Here is a 20,018-nt window from a genome sequence, read left to right as displayed (position 1 = left end):
GTCACGCCCGACGTCTACATCGCGATCGGGATTTCGGGCGCCGTCCAGCACGTCGCCGGCATGAAAGGGTCCGAGACGATCGTCGCGATCAACACCGACCCCAACGCGCCGATCATGGACATCGCCGACTACGCGATCCACGACGACCTCTTCGACGTCGTTCCCGCGCTGACCGAAGAGTTCCAGTAGCCGATCGATCGGCCAGCGGTTCCGGCGGGCGCGTCTCGCGACGGGAGCTCGAGCGAGCGTCGTCGACAACCGTCACCTACTTTTTCGCCCTCTCCTAAGCGCGGGTAATGGAACTTCTGGAGCGCCGACGGGCGCTGATCGAGGAGCGTCTGGTCGCGGTTGTCGACGGGGTCGAACCCGAGACGCTCAACGAGGAAGTTCGCCACGTCGCGCTCTCGGGCGGTAAGCGCGTGCGACCGATGGTGACGCTGCTGGCCTGCGAAACCGTCGGCGGCGAGCCCGAGGACGCCGTCGACTTCGGCGTCGGCATCGAGCTCGTCCACAACGCCTCGCTGGTGATCGACGACATCATCGACCGCTCGGACCTGCGTCGAGGGACCGCGAGCGCCTGGGCCGAGTTCGGCTACGGGCCGGCGATCATCACCAGCGACGGCCTGCTCGGGGAGGCGTTCGCCCTCTTTTCGGCGGATCCCAAGGCTACCCAGGTCGTCGCCGAGGCGATGGTCGAACTCGGCGTCGGCGAGGCGACTGAACTCTCCTCGCAGCCGACCAACGAGGAGGAGTATATGACCCTCGCGAGACGGAAGACCGGTGCCCTGTTTCGGGCGGCGGCCGAACTCGGGGCGATCGCCGCCGACTCCGATCCCTTCACCGTTGAAGCCCTCGGCGAGTACGCCGAACGCGTCGGCGTCGCCTTCCAGATCCGCGACGACGTTCTCGACGCCGTCGCCGATCCCGAGGAACTCGGGAAGCCGACCGGCCACGACGCCGAACTCGAGCGTCCCTCGGTCGTCCAGGTGACCGATCTGAGTCCGGCGGAGGCCAATGCCCGCGCCCGCGAGGAGGCCGATAGGGCGATCGACGCCTTAGAGCGGGTCGACACCGTCGACCGCGAGGCCCGGGACTACCTGCGCGAGCTGGCGGATTTCGTTGTCGAGCGCGACCAGTAGTTCCGCGTCGGCCGGATCGCTCAGGCGCTGTCGGGTCGGTGTGGCTCCTCGCTCTCCTCCTCCGAGAAGTGTGATTCGGCGACCGCGAACGCGAGCGTGCTTACGATCCCCAGTAGCGTTCCCGCGGTCAGTGCCGTTGCGAGGAAGGTGAGTCCGACGGCGTCGAGGAAGTACGCGCTCACCGCGTAGAGCACGATCGCGATAGAAATGACGTAGAAGGGCGCGTTGAGGTAGCGCCACTCGAGGCGGCCCGCGATGTACTCGTCGGTGATCTGGCCGAGGCTCGTGGTGACCCCTGCGGCGGCGAACCACTGGACCGAACCGTACAGCAGTGCGGAAAGCATGACGGGGACGCCGACCTCGCCGGCCGCCTCGGCCTGGACCCGCTCGAGTTCGTTCGCCCCGCTGACGCCGCCCAGAACGAGCAACGCGGTCGCGACGACGTAGGCAAGGATTGTCGTTCGACCGGCGTACAGCGACCGCCTCGCGCTCTCGACGGCGTCGTCGAGACGCTCCCCGAGGCCGAGCCCCCGTGAGATGAGGTAGAGCCCGAGCAGCGTCGAGGTCACCCCCAGAACGACCCCGGGCATCTCGAGGACGGTCCCGATCAGCGCCAGCGGATAGATCAACAGCAGGATCCCGAGCGGGATGAGGACGGTTCCGCGGGTCTCGGGATCGTTCAGCACCTGTTTGAACGTGTAGTACATCGACTCGAGGTTCTGGGCCTGTCTGACGACGACGCGGCGCACGCCGTCGATCGGCACTCGAGAGCGGATAACGGGGATGACGGACTCGTCCTGTGCGCCGTCGGTGACGACCAGCGCGGTGACGTCCTCTGCCGTCGAGAGGCTCGCGAGAACGGTGTCGACCTCGTCGCCGACCTCGCGGTTGGCGTCAACGTCGCCGTCCTCGTTGCCCGTGACGATTGCGACCTCGACGCTCTCGTTTCGGGAGGTGAGGTCGTCGTAGATGTGGACGCCCTGGAAGGCGACGTTGACGTCCGAGTCCTCGGGATCCGCGGTCGCCAGCGCGACGGCCGCCTTCTCGACGGCGTCGCGGCCGATCACCGGCGTCGTAAAGTCGGTCTTGCGGCCGAGGTCGTCGTCGAGGTCGACACACAGGACCAACAGCATCGCTTCGTGGTTGGACACCGCGGTATTTCCGTCTTCTGGGAGCGACGGAATCCGCCGCGCGCTCGCCTCGTTCGGCCCGTGTGAACCACGGACAGGATCGAACGCCGACGTTCCGCACAGTTTTTGGGGCTCGGCCGGCTACGTTCCTCCGAATGATATCGAAGGGCTGTGAGCAGTGCGCGAAAGGCGGCAAAATGGTGCTGTTCGTCTACGGTTACTGCGACCAGCGCGACTGCTTTTACTGCCCGCTCGGCGAGAACCGCAAGAACGTCACCGACGTCTACGCAAACGAACGGCAGGTCGAACGCGACGAGGACGTCCTCGAGGAGGCCCACCGGATGGACGCCCTCGGGACCTCGATCACCGGCGGCGAACCCCAGGAGGCCCTCGAGCGAACTTGTCACTACCTCGAGCTTCTCAAGGACGAGTTCGGCGAGGACCACCACACCCACCTCTACACGGGGATCACGGGCGGTCGCGAGAACATGCGAAAGCTTTCAGAAGCTGGACTCGACGAGATCCGCTTCCACCCGCCGTACGAGCTGTGGGGCGACATGCACGGCACCGAGTGGGAGGAGATCCTTTACATTGCTCGCGAGGAGGGGCTTACCCCCGCCTTCGAGATCCCCGGTATCCGCGCCGAGGAGGAGTTCCTCGAGTTTCTCGACGAGGGCGCCGCCGACTTCTGTAACGTCAACGAGTTCGAGATGTCCGACGGGAACTACCGCCGGATGCAGGAGGAGGGGTACGAGCTCAAGGAGGGCCACATGAGCGCCGTCGACGGCTCCCGCGAGCAGATCCTCGAGGTGATGGGCGACCACGAACGGGTCTACTTCTGTACGTCCGTGTTCAAGGACGCGGCCCAGCACCGCCGCCGACTGAAGCGGGCCGCCCGCAACGTCCGGCGGGAGTTCGACGACGTCACCGACGACGGCACGCTCGTCTACGGAAAAACGTACACCGATCCCCGGCGATTCGCCGAACTGGGCGTTCCCGAGGAGTTCTACACTGTCAAGTCCGACCACGTCGAGATCGCCTGGTGGCTCTTAGAGGAGATGATCGAGGAAGGCGACCTCGAGGACGGGGAGATCGTCGAGCAGTACCCGACGTACGACGGGCAGGTCGTTGAGCGGACGCCGTTGGCATAGAGTGCCGCGAGTGAGCGCAGCGAACGAGCGGCTTTTTGGTGCAGATTTTTCGAGGAGGGTGAGCGGGGCGAACCCGACGAGAAAAAGGTGCACGTGGCAGGTCGTTGAGCGGACGCCGTTGGCATAGAGTGCCGCGAGTGAGCGCAGCGAACGAGCGGCTTTTTGGTGCAGATTTTTCGAGGAGGGTGAGCGGGGCGAACCCGACGAGAAAAAGGTNAGTGCCGCGAGTGAGCGCAGCGAACGAGCGGCTTTTTGGTGCAGATTTTTCGAGGAGGGTGAGCGGGGCGAACCCGACGAGAAAAAGGTCCACGCGGCAGATCGTCGAGCGAACCCCACTGGCGTAAGCCGCAGTTTGTGGCCGGAAGCGGGACTCGAGCGATAGTGAGAGTCACGCGACCCGGGGGAGGGCAGGCGGTTGGCCGGTGTACGGCAAGCGACCGTAGAGAACGGACGGTTCTACCGAACGCCTCGGGGATCGGCTGTCCGTCCGGAAATCGTTCGGACTCGAGGTCGTCCGGTTCCGAAGGGACCGACGAGAACTCGGATGCGTTTTCCACCCCGCGTCGTGCGTCGAACCCACGAACGCCCTCCGGTTGCCGAGACCGTTTCCACCGGTGCCGGACCGCAGGCCTGCGAGCCGTGCGAACGGCAGGGGATCGCGAACGAAGCTAACTCTGCCGACGGCGCTCTCGAGCCGAAAACGGACCGTCAGCCGAGTTCCGTCGGATCGACTTCCGGCAGCGTGATGAGGTTCTCGCGGCCGATCCGGAGCTTCTCGATTTCCTCGTCGTCGGCCATCTGTGAGAGCAGCTGGGAGACCTTGGCGTTCGACCAGCCGGTCTCGGAGACGATCGAGCCCTGTTTCATCCGACCGCCGTTTCGCCTGAGCAGCCGGAGGACCCGCTCCTCGTCGCTCAACAGTTCGGGGTCGACTGCCTCATCCGACTCATCCGCCCCGGATTCCTCGGCGTACGCGAACGTCTGGCCCGACGATTCTCGAGAGGGTGACTCGACACCGCCAGTCAACGCTCGAGAACCGTCGGCATCGACCGTGCCCAGTTCGGCGTCCCGCTCCGAAGCGCTGCTCGGGTCGTCCCGTCGGGTCGGCGGCGACCCTCCGCCGGTTCGTTCCCCTGCGTTCGACGGGAGGAGCCCGGAGACCCACAGCGCCGGCGACCACTCGGAATCCGAGGACCACCGCGCCAGAGCGTAGCTTCCCGTTCCGATCAGGATCGCGAGAACGAACGCCCCACCGAAGAGCAGTTCGGCGCTGGCGGGGTAGAAATCGGCGCCTCCGGACGAGCCGTCGTCGGCTCCGCGGAGAAAGGTCGCCTCGAGTTCGTCCTCTTCGAACTGGTGGGGGCCGTCGACGATGAGCGCGCTATTCTGTGGACTCACCGAGAGGTTGTAGTCGTGAAAGCCGTGGTCCGAGGGCGCCTGAATCACGAGACGTTGCTCCTCGGCCAGCGCCGAGAGCCACGGCCCGTCGTCGCTCTGGAACGCGTCCCCGACGTGGATCTGCGTTCCGTCGACTGCCGCAAACTCGGTCCAGATAAACGAGTACGAGAGGATGCCGACCGTCGATCCCGACTCGTTCGATCTGTCGTCGTCCGCGGAACGGAGCTGCGGGTCGTCCCAGCCGGCGTCTTCGATCGTCATCTCCCGGTCGGTCGCGTCCGCGGCGGTCTCGACGTGGGGTTCGAACAGGCTTCGATCGTAGACGCCCTCGTCTTCGTCGGTCGAAACCGTCTCGGCGTACTCGAGGAACGCCTCGGCCTCGCTCTCGTCGGTCAGGAGAAACCGGCTCTCGATCGTCCAGACCGCGTCCCCGCTCTCGGTGACGTTGATTCGGATTTCCTGGGCCGGATCCGCGCTCTCGAGCATCGAACCGTCGTCGACCGCGGGCTGTGTCGCCTGCACCGAGGGCGTGCTCGCTGGTTCCGACGCCGTCGCTGTCGATCCGGTGGCGGCTGCTCCGAGGACCGAACCAGCAAGTACCACCACCAGTACGACCGACGCGACGATCGAAACCCGCATACATACCACCAATACTCTCAGAGTAAAAAACACTTTCTATGGGTGAATAAAAAATCACAGCGGTGCTTGAAGCGTTTCCGGTCCTCTCGAACGGTCCCGAAACGACGGTCGGCCGATCGTATTTTATATCATGAGTTCTTATGCTGTATTGATGAAGGGTGTGATGGCCGTCGTTCTCGCAGGACTACTCGTCCTCTCGGTGCCCGCAATGGCCGTTTCCGCGGTCGATGGGGAACCGAACGAGACGGACGAGATCGTCTTCGAGGCGGACGAGGCCGACCAGGGAGCGACGTTCGTCGAGGCGAACGGGACGTCGAACCGACTCGATCCCGGCGAGGAGCAGCGAAGCGAACGGGTCGAGCACGGCAGCGGTCTCGGCGCGTCGCTCATGGCCGCGGACGACGAGCTCAGAGTCGACGCCGAACAGGAAACGCTCGTCCGAAGCGGGTTCGACAACGCCTCCGACGAGGAGCGCGAAGAGCGGGTCCGGGCGGGGTACGATCGGCTACAGGAGCGGATCGACGAACTCGAGGACCGCGAGCGAACGGCGGTGCAAGCCCACGCGGCGGACGAGCAGTCGACGACCGAACTACTCCAGACGTTCTCGCGGAACTACCACGAGTCGGCGACGGTCGAGCGTGCGCTCGACGATCTCGTCGGATACGCGAACGAGGTTCCGGGGTACTCGCTCTCGACTCGAGACGACGCGAGAAAGCTGGAGATGCACCGCAGCGATACCCGATCGCAACTCGAGACGGCGAGTCGGTCCGACGGTGGCGGACAACCGCTGGCCGTTCGGACCGCCGAGACCGGCTACACCCTCTCGTTGCTGGATGGGAACTACGTCCGGGAAACGACGCGGTTCGACAGCCGGAACACGACGCAGCCGAACCAGTTCGACGACATCACCGACGCGCACGGAACGGCCCAGGAGCTGTATCCGTGGGTGTTCGGAGCCGACCACGAGAGCCACTCCTCGGACGCCGTCGAGAGCAGGACGGGACAGCTGTACCGGATTCAGGCGATCCACGACCAGGGGCAGCTAACCACGTATCTCGACGGCGGGACGGGCGCGGCCTACCGGGAAGTCCAGACCCTCGACTATCGGCAGCTGCCGACGATCAACAACAGCCAGTGGAACGACGACGGGCTCGTGCTCTCGATCAACGAAACCGCGGCGAACGGACCGGCCGAAGTCGTCGTGACGGACGCCGAAACCGACGAGCCGGAGCCCGCCACGGTTTCGGTCGACGGCGAAGAAATCGGCGAGACGGGTTCGGACGGCTCGCTGTGGCTCCTCCCGCCCGACGGCGAGTACGACCTGCGAGCGGAGACCGACGACGGCAGCATCGAGGGAACCGTCTCGAGTAGCGACGCGCCGAGCGACGGCGAGTAGCGGCCGTAACCGACTCTTTATATAGGGAGACGAGGCCAGAGAGCGCCGTGATACTGGGACCGACGCTCCGAGCCCACCGATCCGACGACCGCGGGGTCAGCCCCGTGATCGGCGTAGTGCTCCTGATCGGCGTTACCGTGGCACTGGCGGCGGTCGTCGCGGTCGGTGCCGGCGGGCTGAGTCCGACATCCCCCAAGAACCCGGTCGCGTTCGACCTCGCGGCCGACGGGAGCAAGGGGACGATCACGGTCGAACACGTCGCTGGCGATCCGATCGACGTCGAGGAGCTCGCGCTGACGGTCGCAGTAAACGGTGAGCAGCTCTCCGAGCAGCCACCGGTTCCCTTCACCGGTGCTACGGGCTTCGACCAGGCACCGAGCGGTCCATTCAATTCGGCGAGCGGTTCGACCTGGAGCGCCGGTGAACGCTCGACGCTCTCCGTCGCGGGAACCAACACGCCGACGATCAGCTCCGGTGACACGGTTTCCGTGACCATCGCCGTCGACGGCCAGCAGGTCGCCGCGCTCGAGACGACGGCTGACTGACTACTCGGGGGCGCGGGCGACGGTCGTAATCGCGACCTCGGGCTCGTACTCCGGCCCCATGAAGGCGTGTCTGACGTCCTCGAAGCCGGCTGCCTTGAACATCCGATCGGCCTCGTACTCGTCGTAAAACAGCATCATGGCGTCGGCGAGACGCTGTGCGATCGGGTTTTCGGGGTAGTTCGGCCCGACGACCAGCACCTGGCCGCCGGGTTTGAGCACGCGGCGGAACTCACGGAGCGCCAGTATCGGGTTCGGCCAGTACTCGATCGAGCCCGACGACCAGACGACGTCGAAGGTGTCGGTCGCGAACGGGAGTCGCTCGGCGTCGCCCCGGTGGAAGTGAACCGGCGGCGCTCGCTTGCCAAACTTCGCGTAGGCCTGCTCGAGCTGGTGTTCGCTCTGGTCGACCGCGTACACCGCATCGACGTGCTCGAGCAGTCCCTCCGTGGCGAAACCAGTGCCACAGCCGACGTCGAGCACTGTGGCTCCGGGCTCGAACTCGAGCAACTCGAGGGCCTCGCTGCGCATCTGCTCGTTCCAGATAAACGGATTGATGCGGTCGTACACCTTCGAGAGGTACTTATAGAACAGCCGAGCTCGGGCCTTGTTCTCGAGGACTCCCATTGGAGAGGGGTTTTGATCCGACGGCAATATGTCTGCTGTTCCCGGTTGATTCGGCGCGGGACAATCGCTGACTACCACCGATCTGCGTCGCGATCGAACGCGATACTTTCGCAACTACCATATACGCGTTGCCGCAAACGTTCGTTTGCTTAGAATATGCCGAGGCCACAGGTTCTCGAACGAATCAAGTCGGCGGAAGAGGAGGCCGACGAGATCGTCGCACAGGCAGAAGACGACCGCGACGAGCGGATAGCCGAGGCCCGGAAACGTGCCGAGGAGATTCGCACGGAAGCGGAACAGGAAGCGCGGGATATCAAGGAGCGCCGCCTCGAGGAGGCGCGCGCCGAGATCGACGAGGAGTGTGAGCGCGTCCTTCGTGAGGGCGAACAGGAGCGCGAGGCGCTCGCCGAGCGTGCCCAGAGCCGGGTCGACGAAGTGACCGACTACGTCGTCGAACTGTTCCAGGAGGACGTTCATGTTCAGACCTGAGCGGATGAGCAAGGTCTCGGTGGCCGGTTCGAAGGGCGTCATGCCCACGGTCATCGAGACGATTCACAACCTGAATCTGGTTCATCTCTCGGACTACGACGGCTCGTGGAAGGGGTTTGACAACGGGACGCCGATCGAGGGGGCCGACGACGCCTCCGAGAAGCTGGTTACCGTTCGCGCCCTGGAGAGCACCCTCGACCTATCGGCCGACGAGACGACCGTGGGTTCGGTCGACGACGGCTGGGAACAGCGACTCGAGGAGACGCGGACACGGGTCAACGAACTCGACGACGATCGCAGCGAGATCCGCGAAGAGCTCCGGCAGGTCGAGGAACGACTCGACCGCGTCGAACCCTTCGCGGAACTCGAAGTGGATCTCGATCTGCTCTCGGGCTACGAGACGGTCGACGTCGTCGTCGGCGAAGGACCTGCCGACGAGATCGAAGCCGCCCTCGAGATGGCCGACGAAATTCGGGCGTTCGAGACGTTTACTGGCGGTGACGTCGTCGCCATCGTCGCTGCACCCGCCGAGGGCGTCGATGCCGACGACGGCCTGATCGACGACGCGCTCGTCGGCGTCGAGTTTACGCGCCACGAGATCCCCGAGACCGACCGGACGCCGGGAGCGTACGTCGCCGAACTCGAGGAAGAAAAACAGGAGCTACAATCTCGCACCGACGAGATCGATGCGGAGCTCGAACAGATCAAGGCCAACCAGGGGGGGTTCCTGCTGGCGCTCGAGGCGGAGCTGACCGTCGAGGTCCAGCGTGCGGAAGCGCCCCTGCAGTTTGCGACGAGTGACCGGGCGTTCATCGCCGAGGGCTGGATTCCCACCGAGCAGTACGAGGAACTCGTTGCCGCGCTGCGCGATACGGTCGGCGAAAGCGTCGAAATCGAGGAACTCGAGCGGGCCGAGTACGACGAGCACGAACACGGTGCCGTCGAGCACACCGACGACACGGAGACGGAAGCCGACGCCGACGCGGACTCCGACGAAACGTCCTCGCCCAAACAGAAGGCAGCAACCGACGGCGGACAGCCTACACGCGCCGATGGCGGCGGCCACGGCAACCGTGCCGTAACGATGGACAACGAGCCGCCGGTCAGGCTCGACAACATCACGCCGGCAAAGCCGTTCGAGCTGCTCGTGAAGATGGTCAGCCAGCCCAAGTACAGCGAGCTGGATCCGACGTTTTTCATCTTCCTGACCTACCCGTTCGCCTTCGGCTTCATGATTGGTGACATCGGCTACGGGATCCTCTACATGCTGATGGGCTGGGGAGCCTGGAAGATCTTCGACTCCGATGCCGGCAAGGCGATCGGAACCATCGCCATCTGGGCCGGTGTGTTCACGATACTCTTCGGTTACCTGTACGACGACTTCTTTGGCGTCTACATGAGCGATGTCGGCATACACCTGCCGCTTGCCGGCGTGCTCACCAAGGGCCTCCAACATCCCGAGAGCTGGGCGATGCTGTGGATCGTCATGAGCGTCGTGTTCGGGGTCATCCACCTCAACATCGGCCTGGTGCTGGGCTTCATCAACGAGCTCAGCCACAGCCTGAAGGCAGCCGTCATGGAGAAGTTCTCCTGGATCCTCGCGATGAACGGCCTGTTCCTCTGGCTGTTCAGCACCCACGGGGAGGGCCAGAAACCCGACTTCCTCGTCGGGACCGAGAGCGTCCTCTACGAGACGGACCAGTTCGCACTCGGGTTCGAGGGACTTCCGGAGGTCGTCGGCCTTGCGGGGATCGCGATGTTGGTCGTCGGTGTCGTCATGGTCGGCAGCGCCGAGGGCGTCGCCGGCCTCCTCGAGACGCCGGCCTGGGCGTTCGGTCACGTCCTCTCGTATCTCCGAATGGTCGCCGTCCTGCTTGCGAAGGGTGGGATGGCGTTCGTCGTGAACCTCCTGGTCTTCGGTGCTGCGGCCGACGAGACCGGATACATGGAGTTCGCGTACTTCGGCGCGCCGGCGGCTCCCGAGGCCGGTGAAGTCGTCTTCGAAGGGCTCGTCTGGATCGGGTTCGACGGCGGCCCCATCGTGATGGCGCTGGCACTGATCGGCGCCGTCGTGGTGTTCGTCCTCGGCCACATCGTGGTCCTCCTGCTGGGGATCACCGCAGCCGGGATCCAGATGCTTCGTCTGGAGTACGTGGAGTTCTTCCAGAAGTTCTACGACGGCGGCGGCGAGGAGTACGATCCGTTCGGCCACGACAGCCAGTCCGACGGTCAGCCAGCTCCACAGGCGGACTGAGCGCACTGCTGTCGACCGTTCTCGTCGTTTTTTCTCTTGATCTGAGACGATTCGTATCGATACCTTTCGGAGACGAACGATTGACGGTGAATTTTATCGTGGTAATAGGTACCGTCTCTGCCTGAGTCGGTGGTACAGCACGGCTCCGTCGATTCGTTTCGAGAGTTTTATAGGGTGTGCAGAGACAGATACGCTTGTTCGGAGCAATCGATCCACAGAGGAAGTATATAAGCCATGATGGAAGAACTTGTACTCGCGACCGAGACCGTGCTACAGAATGGAACCACCGAAGAATCGCCGTTCCTGACCGATTCGGGTGCAGCCGCCCTCGCCGTCGGTCTGTCGGCGCTCGCAGCCGGATACGCCGAGCGTGGTATCGGGGCCGCTGCAGTCGGCGCAATCGCGGAAGACGACGACCTCTTCGTGCCGGGCCTGATTATGACAGTCCTGCCGGAGACGCTCGTTATCTTCGCGCTCGTCGTCGTCTTCGTTATCTAAGCATACCCCCCTTCTCCCACCAATGAGTTTGGACACAGTCGTCGAGGATATCAGAGAAGAGGCCCACGCGCGTGCGGAGGAACTCCGCGAAGAGGGCGAATCTCGCGCCGAGAAGATCATCTCGGAAGCCGAGGATGATGCCGACGAAATCCTCGAAGAGGCCGAAGGAGATGTCGAGCGCGAGATCGAGCAACTGCGTGAACAGCGACTCTCCAGTGCCAAACTGGAGGCGAAACAGAAACGCCTGGAGGCCAGACGCGACGTCCTCAGTGACGTCCGCGAACACGTCGAGTCCGAACTCGCCGACCTCGAAGGCGAGACCCGCGAAGAACTTACGCGGGCGCTCGTCGAGACATCCAGCGTCGAGTTCGAGAACGCAGACACCGTCCGCGTCTACGGTCGTGCCGACGACGAGGAGCTGATCGAGTCGGTTCTCGAGGAGTACGACGGCTACGAGTACGCCGGCGAATACGACTGTCTCGGCGGCGTCGTCGTCGAAAGCGATCAGTCCCGCGTTCGGGTCAACAACACCTTCGACTCGGTGCTCGAGGACGTCTGGGAGGACAACCTTCAGGAGATCAGCAACCGGCTCTTCGAGCAATGAGCTCAGGCGCCTCGAACACGGAGTACGTCAGCGCTCGCGTCCGCGCACGAAAAGCAGCGCTGTTTACGGACGAGGATTACCGCAAACTCGTGCGTATGGGGCCAAGCGGGATCGCGCGCTTTATGGAGGAGTCGGAGTACGAACGCGAAATCAACGAACTCGGTGCGCGGTTTTCGGGTGTCGACCTGATCGAACACGCCCTCAACCGCAACCTCGCGAAACACTTCGGAGACCTGCTCGAGTGGTCCGAGGGTCGGCTGTACGATCTCATTGCCCGGTACCTCCGAAAGTTCGACGTCTGGAACATCAAGACGATCATCCGTGGGATCTACACGGGCACACCTGCCGAAGAGTTCCAGACGGACCTGATTCGTGCCGGCGAGCTCGACGATGCGACGCTCGACCGCCTGCTCGAGGTCGAGACGATCGAAGACGTCGTCGAACTGCTCGACGGGACGACCTACGCCGAGCCGCTCGGGGACGCCCGCGAGGAGTTCGAAGAGACGAACACGCTCGTCCCCCTCGAGAATGCCCTCGATCGGGAGTTCTACGTACACCTGCTCGACAACCTCGGCCGCCCACAGGAAGGGCCGGAGGCCAAATACGTCGAGTTCCTCCAGGCCGAAATCGACTTCAGAAACGCCCGAAACGCCCTGCGACTCGCCCGCAGTGGCGCGGACCTGGATCCGGCCAGCTACTACATCGAGGGCGGTGTGCTGTTCGACGAGTCCGAGCTCAACCAGCTCGTCGCCAACCCCGACGAACTCGTCGACCACATCGCCGACAGCAAACGCTACGGCAACCGGCTCTCGGAGGCGCTGTCACGGTTGCGCGATGCTGATAGCCTTATCCAGTTCGAGCACGCAATAGATGCTGCACTGCTCGAGTACGCCGACATGCTCTCGAGTATCCACCCGACCTCCGTGTCGGCCGTCCTGTCGTACATCCTCGCGAAGGAACGCGAGGTCGAGAACATCCGTGCGATCGCACGCGGTCGCGAGGTCGGACTTTCAGAAAGCGAGATCGAGGAGGAACTGGTGATCCAATGAGCCAGGAAATCGCAGTCGTCGGCAGTCCGGAGTTCACCACCGGGTTCCGACTCGCGGGCGTTCGCCGCTTCGAGAACGTCCCCGAGGACGAGAAGGAAGAATCGCTCGACGACGCCGCGACGGCCGCCCTCGAGGACGAGGGAGTCGGGATCGTCGTCATGCACGACGACGACCTCGAGTACCTCTCGCGGGGCGTTCGTCAGGACGTCGAAACGAGCGTCGAACCGGTCGTCGTCACGATCGGGAGCGGAACCGGCGGCGGCGGACTGCGCGACCAGATCAAGCGCGCGATCGGTATCGACCTGATGGAAGAGGACGATCAAGAGTAAACTATGAGCCAGGCAGAAGACATCGAATCCGTCGACGAAGACGGTGTAATCGAAAGCGTGAGCGGTCCCGTCGTGACCGCCACGGACCTCGACGCCCGGATGAACGACGTCGTCTACGTCGGCGACGAAGGACTGATGGGCGAGGTCATCGAGATCGAAGGGAACCTGACCACGATTCAGGTTTACGAGGAAACCTCCGGCGTCGGCCCGGGCGAACCCGTCGAGAACACGGGCGAACCGCTCAGCGTCGACCTCGGACCCGGGATGCTCAACGCCATCTACGACGGCGTCCAGCGTCCCCTCGACGAGCTCGAGGAGAAGATGGGCTCGGCGTTCCTCGACCGCGGGGTCGACGCACCCGGCATCGACTTCGAGCGCGAGTGGGAGTTCACCGCATCCGTCGCCGAGGGCGAGATCGTCGAACCCGGTGACGTCATCGGGAAGGTTCCCGAGACGGCGAGTATCACCCACAAGGTGATGGTACCGCCGAACTACGAGGGCGGCGAGATCACCTCGATCGAGACCGGCGAGTTCACCGTCGACGAAGTGATCGCCGAACTCGACTCCGGCGAGGAGATCACCATGCACCAGGAGTGGCCCGTCCGCCGGGCCCGCCCCTCCGACGAGAAGGAGACGCCGACGGAACCGCTGGTCTCCGGCCAGCGAATCCTCGACGGCCTGTTCCCGATCGCGAAGGGCGGGACCGCGGCGATTCCCGGTCCCTTCGGTTCCGGGAAGACCGTCACCCAGCACCAGCTCGCGAAGTGGGCCGATGCCGACATCGTCGTCTACGTCGGCTGTGGCGAGCGCGGCAACGAGATGACGGAAGTCATCGAGGACTTCCCCGAACTCGAGGACCCGAAGACGGGCAAGCCGCTCATGTCCCGGACGTGTCTCATCGCGAACACGTCCAACATGCCGGTCGCGGCCCGCGAGTCCTGTATCTACACGGGGATCACCATCGCGGAGTACTTCCGCGACATGGGGTACGACGTCGCGCTGATGGCCGACTCCACCTCCCGGTGGGCCGAGGCCATGCGTGAGATCTCGAGCCGGCTCGAGGAGATGCCCGGCGAGGAGGGCTACCCCGCCTACCTCGCCGCGCGGCTCTCGGAGTTCTACGAGCGCGCCGGCAAGTTCCAGCTGATCAACGGCGAGGAGGGATCGATCTCGGTCATCGGCGCCGTCTCCCCGCCCGGCGGGGACTTCTCGGAGCCGGTTACCCAGAACACGCTGCGTATCGTCAAGACGTTCTGGGCGCTCGACGCCGACCTCGCCGAACGACGCCACTTCCCGTCGATCAACTGGAACGAGTCGTACTCGCTGTACCGCCAGCAGCTCGACCCGTGGTTCCGGGAGAACGTCGCCGAGGACTGGCCCGAACGGCGCCAGTGGGGCGTCGACGTCCTCGACGAGGAGGGCGAACTCCAGGAGATCGTTCAGCTCGTCGGCAAGGACGCGCTGCCGGAGGACCAGCAGCTGACCCTCGAGGTCGCTCGCTACCTGCGCGAGGCCTGGCTCCAGCAGAACGCGTTCCACGACGTCGACACCTACTGCGAACCGGAGAAGACCTACCGCATGCTCGGCGCGATCAAGACGTTCAACGACGAGGCGTTCGACGCCCTCGAGGCCGGCGTTCCCGTCGAGGAGATCCAGGACGTCGACGCCGCACCCCAGCTCAACCGAATGGGCGTCGCCGACGACTGGAACGAGTTCATCGACGAGCTCGAATCGGACCTCAAAGAGCAGATCAGAGCACTGTACTAACATGAAAGAGTACCAGACAATCACGGAAATCAGCGGTCCGCTGGTGTTCGCCGAGGTCGACGAACCCGTCGGATACGACGAGATGGTCGAGATCGAGACGCCGCAGGGCGAGACCCTGCGCGGACAGGTCCTGGAGTCGAGCGAGGGGCTCGTTTCGATCCAGGTGTTCGAGGGAACGGGCGGTATCGACCGCAACGCCTCGGTCCGGTTCCTGGGCGAGACCATGAAGATGCCCGTCACCGAGGACCTGCTCGGCCGGGTGCTCGACGGCTCCGGGAACCCGATCGACGGCGGCCCGGAGATCGTCCCCGACGATCGCGTCGACATCGTCGGCGAAGCGATCAACCCCTACTCCCGGGAGTACCCCGAGGAGTTCATCCAGACCGGCGTCTCCGCCATCGACGGTATGAACACGCTGGTCCGGGGCCAGAAGCTGCCGATCTTCTCCGGGTCAGGGCTGCCCCACAACGAACTCGCACTCCAGATCGCCCGCCAGGCGTCGGTGCCCGAAGAGGAGGGTGACGACGAGGAAGGGTCGGAGTTCGCGGTCATCTTCGGCGCGATGGGGATCACCCAGGAGGAGGCAAACGAGTTCATGCAGGACTTCGAGCGCACGGGCGCACTCGAGCGCTCGGTCGTCTTCATGAACCTCGCGGACGACCCGGCGGTCGAACGCCAGGTCACGCCGCGGCTCGTACTCACCACGGCCGAGTACCTCGCCTTCGAGAAGGGATACCACGTGCTGGTCATCCTGACCGACATCACCAACTACTGCGAGGCGCTGCGCGAGATCGGTGCGGCCCGCGAGGAGGTTCCGGGCCGGCGTGGCTACCCCGGGTACATGTACACCGACCTGGCCCAGCTCTACGAGCGCGCGGGCCGGATCGAGGGCAATGAGGGCTCGGTGACGCAGATTCCGATCCTGACGATGCCCGGCGACGACGACACCCACCCGATCCCCGACCTCACCGGTTACATCACCGAGGGACAGATCGTGATGGACCGGGACCTGAACAGTCAGGGGATCGAACCGCCGGTGAACGTTCTCCCAAGCCTCTCGCGGCTGATGGACGACGGGATCGGCGAGGGGCTGACCCGCGAGGACCACGGCGACGTCTCCGACCAGATGTACGCCGCCTACGCGGAGGGTGAGGACCTGCGTGACCTCGTGAACATCGTCGGTCGCGAGGCACTCAGCGAGCGTGACAACAAGTTCCTCGACTTCGCCGATCGCTTCGAGACGGAGTTCATCCAGCAGGGGTACGACACCAACCGTTCGATCGAGGAGACGCTCGATCTCGGCTGGGACCTGCTGTCGATGCTGCCCAAGGAGGCCCTCAACCGGATCGACGAGGAGCTCATCGAGAAGTACTACCGTGAAGATGAAGCCGAGACCGCCGAAGTCGAAGCCTAACGCGGCGAAAGACTGCGAACGCGGTTGCAGCTGTAGTTTCGATTTTTCGACGGACGTCAGACGCAGCGATAGCACCGATTGTTCGGAGATGAGTGTCTCGATCGTTGGAAGCAAAACGATCATAACGATCGTTGCTTGAGGTTGGTCTATGCAGAAGCCACTGCTCGTCACGGAGTTTCTCGACCGGGCACGAACGCACTATGGCGAGACGGAAGCCGTCGTCGGGACGGACGGTGAGCGGTTCACCTACGACGAACTCGGCGAGCGTGCCGATCGGTTCGCCGCGGCGCTGCAGGAGCGTGGTATCGAGAAGGGCGATCGCGTCGCGGTGCTCGACCCGAACACCCACTACCACCTCGCGGCGGCCTACGGCTCGATGCAGGCCGGCGCGGTCCACACGCCGTTGAACTACCGGCTCACGCCCGACGATTTCGCGTACATCCTCGAGGACGCCGGCGTCGACGCCGTCTACGCCGACTACGAGTACGCCGACCGAATCGAGGAGATCCGCGACGAGGTACCGACGGAGACGTTCATCACGAACGACGTCGACGCCGTTGAAGGGGGTGAGGCCGCCGAAGGCGGGCGATCCTCGTCGGACTCGTCCGACGGTGACTGGGAGGACTTCGAGCAGGTCCTCGAGGACGCTTCGCCCGAGTACGACCGTCCCGAGATGCACGAGGACGAGATCATCACGATCAACTACACCTCGGGGACGACCGGCGACCCGAAGGGCGTCTGTCGGACCCACCGCGGCGAGACGATCCACGCCTACCTGGTCGCGGTCCACCAGAACCTCACCGACGACGACACCTACCTCTGGACGCTGCCGATGTTCCACGTCAACGGCTGGGGGCACATCTACGCCGTCACGGGGATGGGCGCGAAACACGTCTGTACCCGCGGGGTCGACGCCGAGTGGCTCTTCGAGACGATCCGCGAGGAGGACGTCTCCTACCTCTGTGGAGCACCGACGGTGTTGAACATGCTGATCGACTACTACGGTGACAACGCAGTCGAGACGACGGGCGCGAACGACGTCCGGATCGCGACCGCGGGATCGGCGCCGCCGGAGGCGACGCTGCGGACCGTCGAGGACGAGTTCGGCTGGTACCTGAAACACGTCTACGGCGCCACCGAAACCGGGCCGCTGATCACGACCTCGGACGCCCGGCGCCACTTCGACGACGACAGCGACAGCCGGTTCGCGGTCAAGAAACGCCAGGGACTTGGCTTCATGGGCACCGAGGTTCGGGTCGTCGGCGAGGACGGCGAGGACGTTCCCCGGGACGGCGAGACGCTCGGCGAGGTCGTCGTCCAGGGCAACCAGGTCATGGAGAAGTACTGGAACAAGCCCGAGGAGACCGAGGAGGCCTTCTCCGACCGCGTGGAGGGCTACTACCACACCGGCGATCTCGCGACGATCGACGAGAACGGGATGATCGCGATCCAGGATCGCAAGAAGGACATCATCATCTCCGGCGGGGAGAACATCTCGAGTATCGAGCTCGAGGACACGCTGTTCGACCACCCGGAGGTCTCCGACGCTGCTGTCATCCCGTCGCCGAGCGAACAGTGGGGCGAGACGCCGAAGGCGTTCGTCGTGCCGGAGAGCGGCGACCCAGACGAGCCGGGCGTCAGCGAGGACGACCTCGTCGCGTTCACCCGGGAGCACCTCGCGAACTACAAGACCGTCCAGCGGATCGAGTTCGTCGAAGAGCTGCCGACGACCGCGACGGGGAAGGTCCAGAAGTACGAACTCCGCGAGCAGGAGTGGGACGACGAGGAGGGGATGGTCGGCCAAGGATAGCGGATCCGACCGCTACCGACGGTTTCGGGTTGTGCGGGGACCGTTTTCCCGACTGACCCCGGGTTCCGTCCGAATTCTCCTGCCACAACTGGTAGTTCGGGAGCACGACCTGCGACTCCGCAATCGTTACCCGACTGGTCGTCGGCATCGAACGTATGGCACCCGTTCGGGCGTCTACGTTCAATGTCCGATACGACGACCCGGCGGACGAGTACCCGTGGGACGAGCGTCGCTCGCGAGTTCTCGAGACGCTCGACCGGATCGGTCCGGATCTGCTGGGCTGTCAGGAGGCACTCGCCCACCAGTACGACGACCTGCGGGCCGGCCTCGAGGCGTACGACTGGCACGGCGTCGGCCGCCGGGACGGCGAGCGCGAGGGGGAGTTCGTTCCGGTCGCGTGGCGACCGTTGCGGTTCGAGTGCCTTGAGACGGGTGCGTTCTGGCTCTCGGAAACGCCGGCCGAACCGAGCGTCGGATGGGACGCGTCCCTGCCCCGGGTCGCCACGTGGGTTCGCCTGCGGGACCGGGAGCACGATGAGACCGTCTGGTTCTGTAGCGTCCACCTCGACCACCGCGGCGAGCGGGCACGCCTCGAGTCCGCACGACTGCTACGTCGGCGGGCAACGGACCGCCTCGAGGAGGGGGACGTGCCGGTCGTGACCGGGGACGCGAACTGCACGGTCGGATCGGCACCCCACCGGACGCTGACGATGGGCCCGCTCGTGGATGCCCGTCGAGTCGCGAGCGAGCGGTCGGGTCCCGCCGGAACGTTCCGCGGGTTCGACGACGGCATCGGTGACCGGATCGACTACGTGTTCGTTCCGTCGACCGTTGACGTAAGGCAGTATCGAACGCTCTCCCCGAACGAGACGACGCCCCGGTCGGATCACCTGCCGGTGGTCGCCGATCTCGAACTTGAGGACTGACGTGCCCGGTCACGTCGCGAGTGCGGCCGCGAGAAGCCGATCGCTCGAGCCGGCAAAACTGTAAACAGTTATCCGACTGGGAGCGCAAATCCTCCACAAGATGGCCAAGGACGTCAAACCGACCCGCAAGAACCTGATGGAGATCGAAGACCGGATCGAGCTCTCCGAGCGCGGGCACGGGACCCTGGAGAAGAAGCGGGACGGGCTGATCATGGAGTTCATGGACATCCTGGACAAGGCCCAGGACGTCCGCGGCGACCTCGCCGACGACTACGAGGACGCCCAGAAGAAGATCAACATGGCCCGGGCGATGGAGGGCGACGTCGCGGTTCGGGGCGCCGCCGCGGCCCTGCAGGAACACCCCGAGATCACCACCGAGTCGAAAAACATCATGGGCGTCGTCGTCCCACAGATCGAGTCCTCGCGCGTCTCCAAGAGTCTGGATCAGCGCGGCTACGGGATCATGGGCACCTCCGCGCGCATCGACGAGGCCGCCGAGGCCTACGAGGACCTGCTGGAGAGCATCATCCTCGCCGCCGAAGTCGAGACGGCGATGAAGAAGATGCTCCGCGAGATCGAGACCACCAAGCGGCGCGTCAACGCCCTCGAGTTTACGATCCTCCCCGACCTCTACGAGGGCCAGGAGTACATTGAGCAGAAACTCGAGGAGAAAGAACGCGAGGAGACCTTCCGCCTGAAGAAGATCAAGGACAAGAAAGAGCAGGAGGAAAAGGAGGCACAGCAGGCCAAAGACGACGTCGAGGAAACCAGGGAGGCCGCGACCGGCGACACCGCAGGTACCGAGTCCGAGGAGATGGGCCAGTCGACTGCCGGCAGCGTCCCCGGCGGCGACTGA

General features: G+C 64.6%; 19 protein-coding genes. 16 read left to right on the top strand and 3 right to left on the bottom strand.

All coding sequences use genetic code 11. The features are described from left to right. Both C491_RS01600 and C491_RS01595 read left to right on the top strand, forming a co-directional pair. Positions 1–189: FAD-binding protein (locus C491_RS01600; RefSeq protein ID WP_005553262.1), on the top strand; the 189-nt coding region annotated here is incomplete at its 5' end. 107 nt (positions 190–296) lie between these two features. After that, a complete protein-coding gene (locus C491_RS01595; RefSeq protein WP_005553260.1) occupies positions 297–1,139 on the top strand; it encodes a polyprenyl synthetase family protein in 843 nt (280 codons plus the stop codon). Positions 1,140–1,159: 20 nt separating this feature from the next. Here C491_RS01595 and C491_RS01590 read toward each other — a convergent pair whose 3' ends face one another. After that, on the bottom strand, positions 1,160–2,272 hold the full coding sequence (locus C491_RS01590) for a DUF373 family protein (protein WP_005553256.1): 1,113 nt from the start codon (positions 2,270–2,272) through the stop codon (positions 1,160–1,162). Positions 2,273–2,424: 152 nt separating this feature from the next. On the opposite strand from C491_RS01590, the gene C491_RS01585 reads away from it, so the two are divergent. Continuing rightward, positions 2,425–3,420 carry a radical SAM protein gene (locus C491_RS01585; protein WP_005553254.1) on the top strand — a complete coding sequence of 332 codons (996 nt, stop codon included), beginning with the start codon at positions 2,425–2,427 and terminating at the stop codon, positions 3,418–3,420. A gap of 708 nt (positions 3,421–4,128) precedes the next feature. On the opposite strand, the gene C491_RS01580 is transcribed toward C491_RS01585, so the two are convergent. Next, positions 4,129–5,457, bottom strand: coding sequence for a helix-turn-helix transcriptional regulator (locus tag C491_RS01580; protein WP_005553250.1), 1,329 nt, complete (start codon positions 5,455–5,457; stop codon positions 4,129–4,131). A gap of 151 nt (positions 5,458–5,608) precedes the next feature. Here C491_RS01580 and C491_RS01575 point away from each other — a divergent pair, with 151 nt between their 5' ends. Beyond that, entirely contained in the window at positions 5,609–6,853 is a 1,245-nt protein-coding gene (locus tag C491_RS01575) for a DUF7096 domain-containing protein (protein ID WP_169331723.1), read from the top strand. A 47-nt stretch (positions 6,854–6,900) separates the two neighbouring features. Then, positions 6,901–7,398, top strand: a complete 498-nt coding sequence (locus C491_RS01570; protein ID WP_005553247.1) for a type IV pilin — start codon at positions 6,901–6,903, stop codon at positions 7,396–7,398. Here the strand turns inward: C491_RS01570 and C491_RS01565 are convergent, their stop codons facing one another. Further along, complete coding sequence (locus C491_RS01565; protein ID WP_005553246.1) at positions 7,399–8,022, bottom strand: methyltransferase domain-containing protein; 624 nt, start codon at positions 8,020–8,022, stop codon at positions 7,399–7,401. It abuts the gene before it with no gap. A gap of 156 nt (positions 8,023–8,178) precedes the next feature. Here C491_RS01565 and ahaH point away from each other — a divergent pair, with 156 nt between their 5' ends. From ahaH to C491_RS01510, 11 genes are all read left to right on the top strand, one after another. Continuing rightward, the gene (gene ahaH / locus C491_RS01560) at positions 8,179–8,511 is read left to right on the top strand and encodes an ATP synthase archaeal subunit H (RefSeq protein ID WP_005553245.1); all 333 of its coding nucleotides are present in this window, start codon (positions 8,179–8,181) and stop codon (positions 8,509–8,511) included. Next, complete coding sequence (locus tag C491_RS01555; protein ID WP_169331722.1) at positions 8,498–10,765, top strand: V-type ATPase 116kDa subunit family protein; 2,268 nt, start codon at positions 8,498–8,500, stop codon at positions 10,763–10,765. The genes ahaH and C491_RS01555 overlap by 14 nt, the downstream gene beginning before the upstream one ends. A 234-nt stretch (positions 10,766–10,999) precedes the next feature. Then, positions 11,000–11,263 carry a hypothetical protein gene (locus C491_RS01550; protein WP_005553242.1) on the top strand — a complete coding sequence of 88 codons (264 nt, stop codon included), beginning with the start codon at positions 11,000–11,002 and terminating at the stop codon, positions 11,261–11,263. Positions 11,264–11,285: 22 nt separating this feature from the next. After that, positions 11,286–11,867 (top strand): V-type ATP synthase subunit E, encoded by a 582-nt coding sequence (locus C491_RS01545; RefSeq protein ID WP_005553240.1) that lies wholly within the window; start codon positions 11,286–11,288, stop codon positions 11,865–11,867. Further along, positions 11,864–12,916 carry a V-type ATP synthase subunit C gene (locus C491_RS01540; protein WP_005553238.1) on the top strand — a complete coding sequence of 351 codons (1,053 nt, stop codon included), beginning with the start codon at positions 11,864–11,866 and terminating at the stop codon, positions 12,914–12,916. The genes C491_RS01545 and C491_RS01540 overlap by 4 nt, the downstream gene beginning before the upstream one ends. Then, positions 12,913–13,245 (top strand): V-type ATP synthase subunit F, encoded by a 333-nt coding sequence (locus tag C491_RS01535; protein WP_005553236.1) that lies wholly within the window; start codon positions 12,913–12,915, stop codon positions 13,243–13,245. The genes C491_RS01540 and C491_RS01535 overlap by 4 nt, the downstream gene beginning before the upstream one ends. Before the next feature lie 3 nt (positions 13,246–13,248). Further along, positions 13,249–15,012 carry an ATP synthase subunit A gene (locus tag C491_RS01530; protein WP_005553234.1) on the top strand — a complete coding sequence of 588 codons (1,764 nt, stop codon included), beginning with the start codon at positions 13,249–13,251 and terminating at the stop codon, positions 15,010–15,012. Between the two features lies 1 nt (position 15,013). After that, a complete protein-coding gene (locus tag C491_RS01525) occupies positions 15,014–16,426 on the top strand; it encodes an ATP synthase subunit B (protein WP_005553233.1) in 1,413 nt (470 codons plus the stop codon). 148 nt (positions 16,427–16,574) lie between these two features. Next, complete coding sequence (locus tag C491_RS01520) at positions 16,575–18,236, top strand: long-chain-fatty-acid--CoA ligase (RefSeq protein ID WP_005553231.1); 1,662 nt, start codon at positions 16,575–16,577, stop codon at positions 18,234–18,236. Positions 18,237–18,391: 155 nt separating this feature from the next. Further along, on the top strand, positions 18,392–19,162 hold the full coding sequence (locus C491_RS01515) for an endonuclease/exonuclease/phosphatase family protein (protein ID WP_005553230.1): 771 nt from the start codon (positions 18,392–18,394) through the stop codon (positions 19,160–19,162). A gap of 100 nt (positions 19,163–19,262) precedes the next feature. Continuing rightward, the gene (locus C491_RS01510) at positions 19,263–20,018 is read left to right on the top strand and encodes a V-type ATP synthase subunit D (protein ID WP_005553229.1); all 756 of its coding nucleotides are present in this window, start codon (positions 19,263–19,265) and stop codon (positions 20,016–20,018) included.

The organism is Natronococcus amylolyticus DSM 10524 (assembly GCF_000337675.1).
Classification (GTDB): domain Archaea; phylum Halobacteriota; class Halobacteria; order Halobacteriales; family Natrialbaceae; genus Natronococcus; species Natronococcus amylolyticus.
This window is presented reverse-complemented; position numbering and strand designations above follow the sequence as displayed.